Origin of the sequence: Pseudomonas sp. Nvir (assembly GCF_963778085.1) — a bacterium.
Classification (GTDB): Bacteria; Pseudomonadota; Gammaproteobacteria; order Pseudomonadales; family Pseudomonadaceae; genus Aquipseudomonas; species Aquipseudomonas juntendi.
This window is the reverse complement of the sequence record NZ_OY970405.1, coordinates 1,315,188-1,330,339: the sequence shown is the minus strand read 5'-3', so window position 1 is coordinate 1,330,339 and position 15,152 is coordinate 1,315,188. Positions and strand designations below refer to the sequence as shown.

Sequence of the window (15,152 nt, the reverse complement as noted above, 5' to 3'; positions counted from 1 at the left end):
TCATACAGAAAAGTCAGGTTATTTGGCAACTGCCCCGGCGGTGTGCGGCGCCGTGGCATTTTCGAGGGTGCGCCCGCGGGTCTCCGGCAAGCACAAGGCGGCGATCACCGCCACGCCATAGGCGATGCCAGCGTCGATACCAATGGCGCTGCCCAAGGACATCGACTCGCTCATGTGGCCGACCAGGAACGGGAACACTGCCGACAGTACGCGGCCGAAGTTGTAGCAGAAGCCCACCCCGGCACCGCGCACCTCGGCCGGGTACAGCTCATTGAAAAACGCCCCCAGACTGGCCGGGATACCGGCGGCGAAAAAGCCCAGCGGGAAGCCGAGGAACAGCATCTGCGTGTTGGTCAGCGGGAAGAACACATAGGCTTGTACGGTCAGCACGCAGCACAGGGCGAACAGCAGAATATTCTTGCGCCGGCCGATGCGGTCGATCAGCAGGCCACTGACCACGCAACCGCACCAGAAGGCCAGGATGATCACCGCCAGGTAACCACCGGAGTTCAGCACCGACAGGTTGCGCTCGGTTTTGAGGAAGGTCGGCAGCCAGGTCATCACCGCGTGGTACCCACCATGGGCGCCCAGGCCAAGCAGGCCGCCCAGCAAGGTCACGCGCAACAGCTGCGGGCGGAAGATGCCGGCCATGGAGTGCAGGAAGCTGGCAGGGATGGCATTGGCGTTGTGCAGGCGCTGGAAGCTGTCCGGCTCGGGCACGTTGCGGCGTACCCAAAGGATCAGCAACGACGGCAACAGGCCGACGAAGAACATCACCCGCCAGGCAAATTCCTGCGGCACCAGCGAGTAGATCAGCATGAACAATGCCACCGCCAGGCCCCAGCCCACGGCCCAGGCGCTCTGTACCGTGCCCATGACCTTGCCGCGGTATTTCGGGTTGATGGTCTCGGCCATCAGCACGGCGCCGGCAGCCCACTCGCCGCCGATACCGAAGCCTTGCATGGCCTTGACCAACAGCAAGGGGTAAAAACCGGTGACGAACGCCGAGAGGAAGGTGAAGCATGAGAACCAGAGGATCATCCACTGCAGGGTCCGCACGCGGCCGTAGCGGTCGGACAAGGTGCCACCCAGCCAGCCGCCGATGGCCGAAGTCACCAGGGTCAGGCCACTGATCAGGCCGGCATCGCCTTTGCTCAGGGAGAACGCGGCGATCAGCGCCGGGATGGCCAGGCCGAACATCTGCACTTCCAGCGCATCGAGCGACCAGCCGCCGAAACAGGCCCAGAATGTCTTGCGTTCCCGCGAGGTGATCTGGCGATACCAACTGAACATGATTGTTATCCTTATAGTGTGTGCCTGTGACCGCCAGGCAAGCGAAGCCACCGCGCCGCGTGTGCACGGCGCAGAGGGAAACGGGGTGCAGCCGCCGGCTTAGCGAATGTCGATGCGGTAGCGGAAGTGCTGCGCATGGCCGCGTGAGCGGCGCCATTCCAGCGGCTTGCCGGCGTAGTCACGGGCGAGGCGCTCGATCACCACCACCGGGCTGCCGGCCGGCAGTTGCAGCAAACGGCCATGCGCCGCGTCAACCGCTTCGGCGGTGAGGGTTTCTTCGGCGTAGGCGACCACCTGGCCGCACAGTGCTTCGTAGAGGGGGTACAGCAGCGGCCCCTCGCTGTTCAGGTCGACCTCCAGCAACGGCTGGAACGTCTGGCGCGGCAACCAGATTTCTTCGGCCAGTACCGGCTGGGCGCCGAGCAGGCGCGTACGGACAATTCGGATCACCTCGCTGTGAACCGCCAGGCCCAGTGCTTCGGCGACCGCCGAAGGCGCGGTCATCGGCTCGATGGCAAGAATGCGGCTTTCAGGCACCGCGCGCTGGCCATTGGCGGCTTCGAAGCGGAAGAACCGGAACAGCGAAGACTGGAATTGCGGGCGGCGCACGAAGGTACCGCGCCCCTGCTGACGCTCCAGCACGCCTTCAGCCACCAGTACGTCCACGGCTTTGCGCACGGTGCCGACTGACATGTCGAACTCGGTGGCCAAGGCAGCCTCAGTCGGGATCGCTTCGCCTGGGCGCCAGCGGTTGTTGGCAATCTGCTCAAGCAGGTGGTCGCGCAGTTGTTGGTAACGGGGCAGTCGAGCATCACCGGACAGTGGGTGCATGGGTCTCGCTCTCTTGTTGTTATATAAACATATATATGAATTCTGGAGGCAGTATTCCCCGCGTATGCCGGGCTGTCAATCCTCCGCCTGTCGCGGTTCTGAGGCGTGAGCTGCCTTGCTGGCGACAGGGCCGGTACCGGTCAGCGAAGCCGGGCCCTGCGACCACGCGCCACTGCGACCATCGTCGGCGCTGACGAAGCGCCACCAGCGTGCCAGACTGGTAGATCGGGACCGCGTTATCTTATTGCTTCGGAGTTTTCATGTCGTTGTCCAGCGGGCTGATCGCCGTGGTCGCCCTGGCCTATATGGCCATCATGTTCGCCATCGCCTTCTATGGCGACCGCCGCAGCACGCCGTTGCCGCCTAAGCTGCGTGCCTGGGTGTACAGCCTGTCGCTGGCCGTGTACTGCACCAGCTGGACCTTCTTCGGCGCCGTTGGCCAGGCCGCCGAACAACTGTGGGCGTTCTTGCCGATCTACCTGGGCCCGGTACTGCTGCTGATTTTTGCGCCTTGGGTGTTGCAGAAGATGGTGCTGATCAGCAAGCAGCAGAACATCACCTCGATCGCCGACTTCATCGCCGCACGCTATGGCAAGTCGCAGACCCTGGCGGTGGTGGTGGCGCTGATCTGCCTGGTTGGCGTGCTGCCCTACATCGCCCTGCAGCTCAAGGGCATCGTGCTGGGCGTGAACTTGCTGATCGGCGCCAGTGCCGACGCCACCGGCACACGCGTCCAGGACACCGCGCTGGTGGTGTCGCTGGTATTGGCGCTGTTCGCCATCGTGTTCGGCACGCGCAGCCTGGACGTGACCGAACACCACCGTGGCATGGTCCTGGCCATTGCCTTCGAATCGCTGATCAAGCTGCTGGCCTTCCTGGCTGTGGGCATCTTCGTGGTGTTCAACCTGTATGACGGCTTCGGCGACCTGTTCAGCCAGGCACGCCAGTCGATTCAGTTGCAGGATTACTGGCAGGAGACCATCAATTGGCCCTCCATGGTGGTGCAGACCGCCGTGGCGATGATGGCGATCATCTGCCTGCCGCGGCAGTTCCACGTTACCGTGGTGGAGAACATCGAACCACAAGACCTGCGCCTGGCCCGCTGGGTGTTCCCCCTGTACCTGGGGCTGGCTGCCCTGTTCGTGGTGCCGATTGCCCTGGCCGGGCAAATGCTGCTGCCAGGGGCCGTGATTTCCGACTCGTTCGTGATCAGCCTGCCGCTGGCCGAGGCCCACCCGAGCCTGGCGCTGCTGGCGTTCATCGGCGGCGCCTCGGCAGCCACCGGCATGGTCATCGTCGAGGCCGTGGCACTGTCGACCATGGTCTCCAACGACATGCTGCTGCCCTGGCTGCTACGCCGCAACAATGCCGAACGGCCGTTCGAAGCCTTCCGTCACTGGATGCTCTCGGTGCGCCGGGTGACCATCGTGGTGATCCTGCTGCTGGCCTATGTCAGCTATCGCCTGCTGGGCTCGACCGCCAGCCTGGCAACCATCGGCCAGATCGCGTTTGCCGCCGTGACCCAATTGACCCCGGCCATGCTCGGCGCGCTGTACTGGAAGCAGGCCAACCGCCGCGGTGTGTTTGCCGGCCTGGCTGCCGGTATCTTCCTGTGGTTCTACACCTTGGTGTTGCCGATTGCCGCGCACAGTGTGGGCTGGCCCCTGCAGGTGTTCCCAGGGCTGGCTTGGCTGCACGGCAACCCGCTGAACCTGCCAATCAGCCCCCTGACCCAAGGCGTGGTGTTGTCGCTGGCGGGCAACTTCACCCTGTTCGCCTGGGTGTCGCTGCTGTCGCGCACGCGGGTGTCCGAACATTGGCAGGCTGGCCGCTTCATTGGCCAGCAGACCAGCGCCCGGCCCAGCAGCAAGCCGCTGCTGGCGGTACAGATCGACGACCTGCTGACCCTGGCATCGCGCTTTGTTGGCGAAGAGCGCGCCCGGCAGAGCTTCATCCGCTTTGCCTACCGCCAGGGCAAGGGCTTCAACCCCAACCAGAACGCGGACGGCGACTGGATCGAACACACCGAACGGCTGCTGGCCGGCGTGCTGGGCACCTCGTCGACCCGCGCGGTGGTCAAGGCGGCCATCGAAGGCCGCGACATGCAGCTGGAAGACGTGGTACGCATCGCCGATGAAGCCAGCGAAGTCCTGCAGTTCAACCGCGCCCTGCTGCAGGGAGCAATCGAAAACATCAACCAAGGCATCAGTGTGGTCGACCAGAACCTGCACCTGGTGGCCTGGAACCGCCGTTACCTTGAGCTGTTCAACTACCCGGAGGGGCTGATCAGTGTCGGCCGGCCGATTGCCGACATCATCCGTTACAACGCCGAGCGCGGGTTGTGCGGCCCCGGCGAAGCACAGGTGCACGTGGCGCGCCGCCTGCACTGGATGCGCCAGGGCCGTGCGCACTCGTCCGAACGGCTGTTCCCCAATGGCCGGGTGATCGAGTTGATCGGCAACCCGATGCCCGGGGGCGGGTTCGTCATGAGTTTCACCGACATCACGCCGTTCCGCGAGGCCGAACAGGCACTGCGCGATGCCAACGAAGGCCTGGAGCAACGGGTGGCCGAGCGCACCCATGAACTGTCGCAACTGAACCAGGCCTTATCCGAAGCCAAGAGCCAGGCCGAAGCGGTCAGCAAGTCCAAGACCCGCTTCCTGGCAGCAGTCAGCCATGACCTGATGCAACCGTTGAATGCTGCACGGCTGTTTTCCGCCGCCTTGTCGCAGCAGGCCGAAGGCATGAATGAAGAAGCCCGGCAGTTGGTGCAGCACATGGACAGCTCGCTGCGCTCGGCAGAGGAGCTGATCAGCGACCTGCTGGACATCTCGCGCCTGGAAAACGGCAAGATAACCCCAGACGCCAAGCCCTTCGCCCTTACCGAACTGTTCGACACCCTCGGCGCCGAGTTCAAGCTGCTGGCTGCCGAGAAGGGCCTGGAATTCCGCCTGCGCGGCAGCCGCCTGCGGGTGGACAGTGACATGAAGCTGCTGCGCCGGGTGCTGCAGAACTTTCTTACCAACGCCCTGCGCTATGGCAAAAGCCCGATTCTGCTGGGGGCACGGCGCCAGGGCGGGCGGCTGTGGCTGGAAGTCTGGGACCGCGGCCCAGGCATCGCCGACGACAAGCTGCAGGTGATCTTCCAGGAATTCAAGCGCCTGGACAGCCACCAAACCCGTGCCGAAAAGGGCCTGGGCCTGGGCCTGGCGATCGCCGACGGCCTGTGCCGGGTGCTCGGCCACCCACTTGAAGTACGTTCATGGCCAGGCAAAGGTACGGTGTTTCGGGTCAGTGTGCCCATCGCCCGTCAGGCCGCGCCGGCACAGCCCGCCCCGCTGGAGCAGGCGAGCCAGCCGCTGGCAGGCTTGCAGGTACTGTGCGTAGACAATGAAGACAGCATTCTGATCGGCATGAACAGCCTGCTCAGCCGTTGGGGTTGCCAGGTGTCTACTGCGCGTAACCAGGCCGAATGCGCCGCCTTGCTGGACCACGGCCTGCGCCCGCACCTGGCGCTGGTGGACTACCACCTGGACGACGGCGAGACCGGCACCGGGCTGATGGGCTGGCTACGTGCGCGGTTGGGTGAGCCCGTACCGGGTGTGGTGATCAGTGCCGACGGCAGCAAGGAAACCATTGCCCTGGTGCATGCGTCCGGCCTCGACTACCTGGCCAAGCCGGTCAAGCCTGCGGCCCTGCGCGCTATGCTCAATCGCCATCTGAGCCTGGTTCAGTAAGCGCTTGATCGGCCACCGCCGCGTCGGCCAGCGCCCTCTCCAGCAAGTCGGGCGGCAGGCTTTTGCTGGCGCGGGCGCCGAGCAACTTCAATTGCTCGCTGCGGCTTACCAGGTTACCGCGCCCCTCGCACAACTTGTTGCGCGCCGCAGCATAGGCTTTGTCCACCTGTTGCAGGCGACTGCCCAGCTCGTCCAGGTCCTGGATGAACAGGACGAACTTGTCGTATAGCCAGCCGGCCCGCTCGGCGATCTCTCGGGCGTTCTGGCCTTGGCGTTCCTGCTTCCAGAGGCTGTCGATCACCCGCAACGTCGCCAGCAAGGTCGTGGGGCTGACGATCACGATCTGCCGGTCGAAGGCTTCCTGGAACAGGTTAGGCTCCGCCTGCAGGGCCGCCGAGAAGGCCGCCTCGATGGGCACGAACAACAACACGAAGTCGAGGCTGTGCAGGCCTTCGAGGCGGTTGTAATCCTTGCTCGACAAGCCTTTGACATGGCTGCGCAGCGATTGCACATGCTGCTTGAGCGCGGCCTCGTCATTGCTGGAAACGAACTGCTGGTAGGCCGTGAGGCTGACCTTGGCGTCCACCACCACCTGCTTGTCGCCCGGCAGCATGATCAGCACATCGGGCTGGAAGCGCTCGCCATCGGCGCTTTTCAGGCTGACCTGGGTCTGGTACTCGCGGCCCTTCTCCAGGCCGGCATGCTCCAGTACCCGCTCGAGAATCAACTCGCCCCAGTTGCCCTGGGTTTTCTGCCCCTTCAGTGCCTGGGTCAGGTTGGTAGCTTCGTCGGACAGGCGCAGGTTGAGCTGTTGCAGGCGCTCCAGCTCCTTGCCCAGCGAGAAGCGCTCCCGGGCTTCCTGCTGGTAGCTCTCCTCGACCCGTTTTTCGAACGACTGGATGCGTTCCTTGAGGGGGTCGAGCAACTGGCCAAGGTGCTGCTGGCTGGTCTGGGCAAAGCGCTGCTCACGCTCGTCGAAGATCTTGGTAGCCATTTCGGCGAACTGGGCACGCAGGGTGTCACGGGCTTCTTGCAGGTCTTCCAGGCGTTGCTGGTGGCTTTCCTGCTGTTCGCGCAGTTCAGCCTCCAGGCGTGCGCTCTGCGCCTCCAGGCGGCGCAGTTCGGCTTCGCGGTTGGCGCGTTCGAGGTGCCAGGCATGGGCAGCGTCGCGGGCGTTGTCGCGGTCGATCTGCAGCAACTCCAGCTCACGGCCCTGGGCGGCCAGCTGGCTCTGCTTGAGGGTATTGGCTTCGCTGAGGTCGCTGATTTCGTCGCGGCTGGCATCCAGCTGCGCTTGCAGCCCGGCCTGGGCCAACTGGGCGGCGTTGAGGCGCTCCTCCAGCAATGCCTGCTCGCCCTGCCGTGCCCCCTGACGGCGCTGGAGCTGCATGATCCACCCCAGGCAGGGCAAAGCCCCTGCCACCACGCCGAGCAGAATGCTGGCCAGATCCACTGTCATGCTTACCCCGAACGCGCTGTGCAAATTGGCTGCAGCTTATCAGCCTTCAACCCGCAAACCACTGCCCCAGCAGCCGCTGCGCTTCCTGCGAACCTTGCCCCGCCGCAAGCTCCAGCCAGTAACGCGCCTGCGCCGGCGCGTTGTGCTGGCACAACCGCGCGTATTCCAGCTGCGCCCGCCGGTCCCCGGCCCGCGCTGCCTGGCGCAGTAACTCATGGCCAATACGCCGGTCACGGGCATTGCCGCAATCCCGGCACAGCATTTGCCCAAGCCGGCTTTGCGCCACCACCACACCCTGGCGGGCCGGCTGCTTCAGCAGGCGGCCCGCCAGATGCTTGACCTGGGGCTTGTCACCGAGGCGCGGGCTATCGAGCAGCCACAAGGCCACTTTCAAGCTGAACCGCTTGGCGTCAGGGGGTGATGTAGGGGCGGCGGAGTTGGCGAGGTGTTTACTGCGGAACTTCATGGCAACACGTCAGGCAATGCGAAAGGCGCGCCACTGTACGCTTTTTTTTTCGCCATGGCCTGTCGAATCCGGAACAATGAAAAAAATTTTAAATGATCTTTTCTTGACGTTCGCCGGCGAATGGTTGGGCTAGTCGCCCAGGCTTCGCGATTGTCGGACAGCTCGGCGCGTAGCTGATACGCCCGTGCTAGAGCAAGTGCCGGGGACAATCCACAGTTCCTGTGGATAACTCGGTGGACAACCCTATGACACACCCCGCAAACCCCCGTAAACTGTGGGCTTCAGTCAAACTGACGATTTTTTCACCAGCTGAAAATAGTGTTTTTTTTCATTGACTTAACCACGCAGTCAAGGCATTGGCGAAGTCGGCAGGGGTTGTTGCGGTGCTGTTACAAGCCCTGCACCGAATGTGAACAAATGCACCGTGAGCCCTCTTTTGAATGCACGCAATGGGCACATCCGTGGCGATACGGGCCATTTGCACCCTCTTCCCAGCCTGGCAAATTCAGGCCATACTGCTCGGCTACCCAATACTGACACGGTGCTTGCCAAGCGCACTCATTCAATGTACAGTCCGCCTCGTTAGTACCAAGCTGAAAGTCAATTCTGGCCCAATGTCCTTGCAGTCGCCCACCTCCCAAGTGCGGCCCTGCTGAAACCAGGACCGGCCCATTCGATGATTCACTCGCCAGCCACAGGCTGGTCAGGCACGAATCACCCGACAGATTGATCAGGATCCCATCCCGATGGCCGCGAACCTTGGCCTCGGCGTGCTGCCTGCCTTCTGAAGTACCTACCAGTCAGCCCAAGCGCCCACATTTGATTGCGCCCCCTCTGGCTGCCCTGTTCCAGTCAGGTTCGCTCGTCCCTTAATAATGGCGTCACTGGAACGTTTCTATCATGCACGGATCATACTTCCCGTGTTTAAAGCAGGAACATCCAACAATATGCAAACCCATCATCAGATTCAGGCTGCCATTGGCACCCTTTCCCAGGCCTTCTCGCCGTTGAAGTGCCTTATCGTTGCCCCACGCAAAGGCAGCTTCAGCTTTACCCTGGTAGACGAACACGGCGTCGCCTGCCACACCGAGCGCCTGTACCCTGAACAGTACAGCCGCAATGAACCCTTGCAGGCAGTCATTGCAAGGACTCGCCAGTCGCTCACCGCGTGAGCGGCGAATGCTGCAGTATTCATACGCTGAATCATGCCATCGTCTACCTGCCTGAACGTTCACGGCGTAATTGCCTTAGGGCATATACCCCGCAACGCCAGGCAGCAATCGATTTAAAAACAGCTCTTTACACCACGATTATCACACTACACTTCAACTCGAGCGGTACTTGCCGCTTCCGGCGGGCCTGACTCCTTCACCAGCTGCCAAGCTCCAGCGCCCGTCCGGCCCTTTACTGTTCGAGGGCATCATGGGTATTGCGGCGAATGAATTGTGTCAGTATGTGATACGGCCCACCCTGGTTTACCTGAACCGTCACTGCGCCAGCGCTGAAGCCTTGTTACTGGGCATTGCCGCCAGCCAGTCGGCACTCGGGGCTGCCTTGCACGACCGACGCGGGCACGGCCTCTACCGCATTGGCGAACACCGCCACCAAGCGCTGTGGGACAACTACCTGGCCCGTGATCCCGATCTGGCCAGCCTGGTCCGGGGCCTGGCAAGCCAGCATGCCTTCCTGGGCGGCCCGCACCTCGAGCTTACAGTCAACCTGCGATACTCCACGGCCATTGCCTGGATGCTCGTCGAAGAGCACGCCATGCCCTTGCCCGCCGCTGACGATTTACTGGCACTGGCGCGCATATGGCGTCAGATTTTCTCCCCCCAAGGCCGCTTGCGCGACTTCACTCATGCTTGGCACACCTGCGTGGATCAAAGATTGCCCCAGGCATCTTGAGAAGCGCCCTACATCAAAGCCGGAAAAAAGGGAATTTTGGTCGGATTGTCCTACAAAACCGCTCTAACTCCTGCGATTCAGGCTATAGCGCGGCGCGTCATTTGTTGGTAGCTTTTCGCCCCGGAGATCCCAAGGAGTTTTCTAATAATGAAAAAAGTAATGCTCAAAACCTCCCTCGGCGTAGCCGTTGCTCTTGCATCCAGCCAACTGCTCGCCAGCGGCTTTGCATTGAACGAACAGAGCATCAGCAGCATGGGGACAGGTTTCGCGGGACGTTCTTCTTCTGCCGAAGATGCCAGCACCGTGTTTGGCAACCCGGCCGGCATGTCCCGCCTCAAACGTGAACAGGTCACCGTGGGCGGCGCAGCCGTCATCGCCAAAACCGACATTTCCGGGCCAGGCAGCAACCTCGGGGGGGAAACCGATGGTGACATGGTGCCGGTCGTTGGCGTGCCCATGGGCTACTACGTCAAACCTATCGACGACCACTGGAGCGTCGGCTTCGGTGTCTATGTGCCGTTCGGCCTGGTAACCGACTACGGCAGCGATGATGCTGCGCGCTACTGGGGCAAAAAGAGCCACGTCGAGGTCGTCACCTTCCAGCCTACCGTCAGCTACGCCTTCAACGACAAGGTCTCGATCGGTTTTGGTCCAACCATCAACCGCATCAAGGGTGAACTGGGCTCCAGCCTGATCAACCCGTTAACCCCGGGCCGCAACGATGGTGAAGTGAAAATCAAGGGTGACGATACTGCCGTTGGTTACAACATCGGCCTTATGGTGCAGGCCACCGACCGCACCCGCGTCGGCCTGACCTATCACTCGATGGTCGACTACAAGTTGGAAGGCAAGACCCGCGTCAGCACCCCGCTGATCGGGCCGTTCAACGGCAACAAGTTCGATGCCAGCCTGAAGATCAAGACGCCGGAATCGGTCGACCTTTCGGTTACCCACGAACTCGATGACCAGTGGACCCTGTACGCGGGCAGCACCTGGACGCGCTGGAGCCGCCTGGAAAACATCACCGTGCAGAACGATGTGCCTGCGCCACTGGCAGGTTCGGCATTCCAGACCATCACCGAAGAGCAGAACTGGCACGACACCTGGGCACACGCCATTGGTGCATCGTACAAGGTCAACAAGGAGTGGGTACTGCGTACCGGCTTTACCGTTGACCAGTCGCCAACCAACAACCACGACCGTTCGCCGCGCATCCCGACAGGTGATCGCAAGGTGTTCAGCCTGGGCGCAGGCTGGAGCCCGAATGACGACATGACCATTGACGTGGCCTATTCCTACCTCTGGGAAGAAGACACCAAGGTCAACCAGGTCAGCGCAACCAAGGGCAGCTACCAGGCCAAGTACGAGAACAGCGCGCACGGTGTCGGTGCGTCGCTTACCTATCGTTTCTGACAGTACGCGCTACCTGAAAAAAACCGCCCTAGGAGTTAATGCCTGTCAGTTAAGCGTTAGTGGGGCTGCTTTGCAGCCCTTCGCGGGCACGCCCGCTCCCACAGGTTTGGCGCTGAACTCAAGAAAAGCGCGATTCCCTGTGGGAGCGGGCGTGCCCGCGAAGGGTCGCAAAGCGGCCCCAAATTACTTAACTGACTGGCATTACCCTCGGGGCGGTTTTTTCACGTCTGGACTTGCCAGGTGTCAGCCAGGTGTTCACGCAGGTACGCCGTGAACACGCGCACAGCAGGCGTCATGGCAAAGCGGTCCGCCAGGCACAGGTAGATATCCATCGGCTCGGTCTGGGCGTATGCCTGGCCGTTGTCGCTGTATTCAAACAACGGCACCAGCGCACCTGAAGCCAGATGTGGCCGCACGATGAATTCGGCCAGGCGGGTAATACCACCATCGTGCACGGCCATGTGGGTCAGCGCATCGATGTCGTCGCTGATGAGCACGTTGCCGAACACCGGCTCGAAGCGCAGCCCGTCACGCATGAACCCCCAACGTAGCAGGCGGCCGTCCACCGGGTAGCGGAACACCAGGCACCGGTGATCGCGCAGGGCCTCAGGCGTGCTCGGTAGGCCGGCGCTTCGCAAGTAGCCGGGTGAGGCGCAGCAAATGAACGGGATACGGGCGATGTGCCGGGCCAGCAGCTGCTCTTCCAGCTGCGGGGTGATGCGCAGGCTCACATCGACATCTTCACGGGCATGGTTGACGCGGCGATCGGTCGTTACCAATTCTATCGAAAGCATTGGGTAGCGGGCGCTGAAGGCGGGTATCAGGGGAGCCACTACATGGCGACCGAACGCCGAGGTCGAAGCAATGCACAGTCGGCCTTGGGGTTCACTGTCTGGGGTGGTGATGGCCTGCTCGGCTTCGGCAAGATCACGTTCGATATGACTGACACGCTGGTAGTACTGGTTGCCTGCGGGTGTCAGGGACATGCTACGGGTTGTGCGGGTAAGCAGGCGCACCTGCAGGTGGCTTTCCAGGCGGGCGAGGTTCTGGCTGACCGCTGCCGGGGTGAGGCCGAGGTTACGGGCGCCAGCGGCAATGCTGCCGGCTTCGACGACCTTGATGAAGCAACGGATGGCGTTGAGCAGGTCCATGTAGTGGCCCTTGATTCGTAAGCATCTCTTTATAAAGAACTCAGTATTGCTGGTCTACTGCTGCCATTGCGAGGGTTGCTAGCCTGCAGCTTCACTTAACTTCAAGGAGTACGCATGAACGATCTGTCCCCCACCCGCCGCCGCCGCAAATTGCACCCCGTTGCCACGCCCTATGTTTTCGCGTTCTACATGTCTTCGATCATGGCGTTATTGATGAGCTTTGTTATTACAGCAGCGAACGCTGGCGTTACCCCGGACTACCTGAGCAATGTATTGAAGGCCTATCAGTTGGCGATGCCGGTGGCGTTTGTCTGTGTATTGATGGTGAGGCCGGTGGTTGTACGGCTGGTGGCGATCACGGTGCATGCCAAGTGAGGTCGCCTACCGCTGGCACAGGTGGCGCTGGCCCACCTCTTCAAACCCCGCACAGCTTTTGATCTGGCTGTTGATCTGGCTGTTGATCTTGATCTTGATCTTCGCGACTTCAGGAGGCCGAGCGGAGGGCATGCGGAGGGAGGTGACGGGCATGGATGCCCGTCAAGCGCTGAGGCCCCAGGGATGGGGCCTGCAGCGCGTACTCCCGGGAGCATGCCCGTAGCGAGGGAACCCCGGAGCGCAGCGCAGGGGCCGGATGACGGGAGCGCAGCGTTTTTTGGTTACTTTTTGTCGCGTCTGACAAAAAGTGACTCGCCGTAAGGGCGAAAAGGTGACTACGCGTCGCTATCGCAGCTGAAGTTATCACGCCACCAAAAACCAGCGCCCAGGATTTCAAGCTCTGCAACAATGTGGGCGTTGAAACCGCATAGGTATTCGTTCGCGTAGGCGGCCCCGAGTCACCTTTCCGCCCTTACGGCGGGTTACTTTGGTCTTGGCCAAAGTAACCAAAGCCGCCCGCTCCCGTCATCCGGCCCCTACGCTTCGCTCCGGGGTCCCCTCGCTACGGGCATGCTCCCGGGAGTACGCGCTGCAGGCCCCGTTCCTGGGGCCTCAGCGCTTGACGGGCATCCATGCCCGTCACCTCCCTCCGCATGCCCTTCGCTCGGCCTCCTGAAGTCGCAATCTGCGTCGCCTGTGCTACCGCGCGCTTAGAAGCAAAAGCAAAAAGCAGAAGCAACAGCAGCGCTTTAGTGGGTTTCGCACCACGCAACCAGACCCCGCACAGCCTTTGATCTGGCTGTTGATGTTGATCTTGATCTTGATCTTGATCTTGATCTTGATCTTGATCTTGATCTTGATCTTCGCGACTTCAGGAGGCCGAGCGGAGGGCATGCGGAGGGAGGTGACGGGCATGGATGCCCGTCAAGCGCTGAGGCCCCAGGGACGGGGCCTGCAGCGCGTACTCCCGGGAGCATGCCCGTAGCGAGGGAACCCCGGAGCGCAGCGCAGGGGCCGGATGACGGGAGCGCAGCGTTTTTTGGTTACTTTTTGTCGCGTCTGACAAAAAGTGACTCGCCGTAAGGGCGAAAAGGTGACTATGCGTCGCTATCGCAGCTGGAGTTTTCGCGCCACCAAAAACCAGCGCCCAGGATTTCAAGCTCTGCAACAATGTGGGCGTTGAAACCGCATAGGTATTCGTTCGCGTAGGCGGCGCCGAGTCACCTTTCCGCCCTTACGGCGGGTTACTTTGGTCTTGGCCAAAGTAACCAAAGCCGCCCGCTCCCGTCATCCGGCCCCTCCGCTTCGCTCCGGGGTCCCCTCGCTACGGGCATGCTCCCGGGAGTACGCGCTGCAGGCCCCGTCCCTGGGGCCTCAGCGCTTGACGGGCATCCATGCCCGTCACCTCCCTCCGCATGCCCTTCGCTCGGCCTCCTGAAGTCGCAATCTGCGTCGCCTGTGCTACCGCGCGCTTAGAAGCAAAAGCAAAAAGCAGAAGCAACAGCAGCGCTTTAGTGGGTTTCGCACCACGCAACCAGACCCCGCACAGCCTTTGATCTGGCTGTTGATCTTGATCTTGATCTTGATCTTGATCTTGATCTTGATCTTGATCTTGATCTTCGCGACTTCAGGAGGCCGAGCGGAGGGCATGCGGAGGGAGGTGACGGGCATGGATGCCCGTCAAGCGCTGAGGCCCCAGGGATGGGGCCTGCAGCGCGTACTCCCGGGAGCATGCCCGTAGCGAGGGAACCCCGGAGCGCAGCGCAGGGGCCGGATGACGGGAGCGCAGCGTTTTTTGGTTACTTTTTGTCGCGTCTGACAAAAAGTGACTCGCCGTAAGGGCGAAAAGGTGACTATGCGTCGCTATCGCAGCTGAAGTTTTCGCGCCACCAAAACCAGTGCCAAAAAGCTTTCAAGCTTTCAAGCTACGCAATAACCCCCCATCACTGCGAAGCAATAGCCTTCTCGATAGCCGCCCGGAACGCCGGATCATCCGGCTTGGTCAGGCTGGAAAAATTACCAATCACCTTGCCCTTGCGATCAACCACATATTTGTAGAAATTCCACTTCGGCGCACTGCTCTGGTTGGCCAATTCAACGAACAACGGAATCGCATCCTTGCCCCGAACCGGCTGAGCCTTGGTCATGGTGAACGTCACACCGTAGTTGGCATAGCACACCTTGGCCGTCTTATCGCTATCGGCGTCTTCCTGCTTGAAGTCATTGGACGGCACACCCAACATCTCCAGGCCCTGTTCGTGATACGCCTTGTACGTTGCTTCAAGCCCCTCGAACTGCGGCGCAAAACCACAGTAACTGGCGGTGTTCACCACCACCAGAGGCTTACCGGCAAACCGCTCGCACAGCTCGATCTGCCCCTTGCCCCGCAATTCCGGCAAGCTGCCCTGCAACAACGCAGGGCAATCGGCCGCCCAGCTCGACGCACTGGCCAGCAAGCCCAGCACCGTCACCGTCAACCCCTGTATACGCATGTCTGTTGCTCCCGCAATCCAAGCCTTGAG

Annotated in this window: 12 protein-coding genes; 5 read left to right on the top strand and 7 right to left on the bottom strand. The window is 61.7% G+C overall.

Features of this window, described 5'->3' with window-relative positions:
- Positions 1 to 18: 18 nt before the first annotated feature.
- Both AACG97_RS06440 and AACG97_RS06435 read right to left on the bottom strand, forming a co-directional pair.
- Positions 19 to 1,293: an MFS transporter gene (locus AACG97_RS06440; protein WP_029886687.1), complete on the bottom strand. Its 1,275-nt coding sequence runs from the start codon at positions 1,291 to 1,293 to the stop codon at positions 19 to 21.
- Between the two features lie 99 nt (positions 1,294 to 1,392).
- Positions 1,393 to 2,124 carry a GntR family transcriptional regulator gene (locus AACG97_RS06435; protein WP_029886688.1) on the bottom strand — a complete coding sequence of 244 codons (732 nt, stop codon included), beginning with the start codon at positions 2,122 to 2,124 and terminating at the stop codon, positions 1,393 to 1,395.
- 260 nt (positions 2,125 to 2,384) lie between these two features.
- Between AACG97_RS06435 and AACG97_RS06430 the strand changes: the two genes are divergently transcribed.
- The gene (locus tag AACG97_RS06430; RefSeq protein ID WP_009686216.1) at positions 2,385 to 5,861 is read left to right on the top strand and encodes a hybrid sensor histidine kinase/response regulator; all 3,477 of its coding nucleotides are present in this window, start codon (positions 2,385 to 2,387) and stop codon (positions 5,859 to 5,861) included.
- On the opposite strand, the gene rmuC is transcribed toward AACG97_RS06430, so the two are convergent.
- Both rmuC and AACG97_RS06420 read right to left on the bottom strand, forming a co-directional pair.
- Positions 5,833 to 7,206 (bottom strand): DNA recombination protein RmuC, encoded by a 1,374-nt coding sequence (gene rmuC, locus AACG97_RS06425; protein WP_175442642.1) that lies wholly within the window; start codon positions 7,204 to 7,206, stop codon positions 5,833 to 5,835. The two genes, AACG97_RS06430 and rmuC, sit on opposite strands and share 29 nt — an antisense overlap.
- 160 nt (positions 7,207 to 7,366) lie before the next feature.
- On the bottom strand, positions 7,367 to 7,786 hold the full coding sequence (locus AACG97_RS06420) for a tetratricopeptide repeat protein (RefSeq protein WP_115293523.1): 420 nt from the start codon (positions 7,784 to 7,786) through the stop codon (positions 7,367 to 7,369).
- 947 nt (positions 7,787 to 8,733) lie between these two features.
- Between AACG97_RS06420 and AACG97_RS06415 the strand changes: the two genes are divergently transcribed.
- The 3 genes from AACG97_RS06415 (at position 8,734) to AACG97_RS06405 (ending at position 11,104) form a co-directional block, all read left to right on the top strand.
- Complete coding sequence (locus AACG97_RS06415; protein WP_009686213.1) at positions 8,734 to 8,958, top strand: hypothetical protein; 225 nt, start codon at positions 8,734 to 8,736, stop codon at positions 8,956 to 8,958.
- Between the two features lie 250 nt (positions 8,959 to 9,208).
- Positions 9,209 to 9,691, top strand: coding sequence for a hypothetical protein (locus AACG97_RS06410; RefSeq protein ID WP_009686212.1), 483 nt, complete (start codon positions 9,209 to 9,211; stop codon positions 9,689 to 9,691).
- 147 nt (positions 9,692 to 9,838) lie between these two features.
- Entirely contained in the window at positions 9,839 to 11,104 is a 1,266-nt protein-coding gene (locus tag AACG97_RS06405; protein ID WP_125920368.1) for an OmpP1/FadL family transporter, read from the top strand.
- 221 nt (positions 11,105 to 11,325) lie between these two features.
- Here AACG97_RS06405 and AACG97_RS06400 read toward each other — a convergent pair whose 3' ends face one another.
- Complete coding sequence (locus AACG97_RS06400; protein WP_115293522.1) at positions 11,326 to 12,255, bottom strand: LysR family transcriptional regulator; 930 nt, start codon at positions 12,253 to 12,255, stop codon at positions 11,326 to 11,328.
- A 114-nt stretch (positions 12,256 to 12,369) separates the two neighbouring features.
- Here AACG97_RS06400 and AACG97_RS06395 point away from each other — a divergent pair, with 114 nt between their 5' ends.
- A complete protein-coding gene (locus AACG97_RS06395) occupies positions 12,370 to 12,630 on the top strand; it encodes a DUF2798 domain-containing protein (protein ID WP_009686210.1) in 261 nt (86 codons plus the stop codon).
- Between the two features lie 6 nt (positions 12,631 to 12,636).
- On the opposite strand, the gene AACG97_RS06390 is transcribed toward AACG97_RS06395, so the two are convergent.
- Both AACG97_RS06390 and AACG97_RS06380 read right to left on the bottom strand, forming a co-directional pair.
- On the bottom strand, positions 12,637 to 12,783 hold the full coding sequence (locus AACG97_RS06390) for a hypothetical protein (protein ID WP_197886690.1): 147 nt from the start codon (positions 12,781 to 12,783) through the stop codon (positions 12,637 to 12,639).
- 1,790 nt (positions 12,784 to 14,573) lie between these two features.
- Entirely contained in the window at positions 14,574 to 15,122 is a 549-nt protein-coding gene (locus AACG97_RS06380) for a glutathione peroxidase (protein WP_009686207.1), read from the bottom strand.
- Between the last annotated feature and the right edge of the window lie 30 nt (positions 15,123 to 15,152).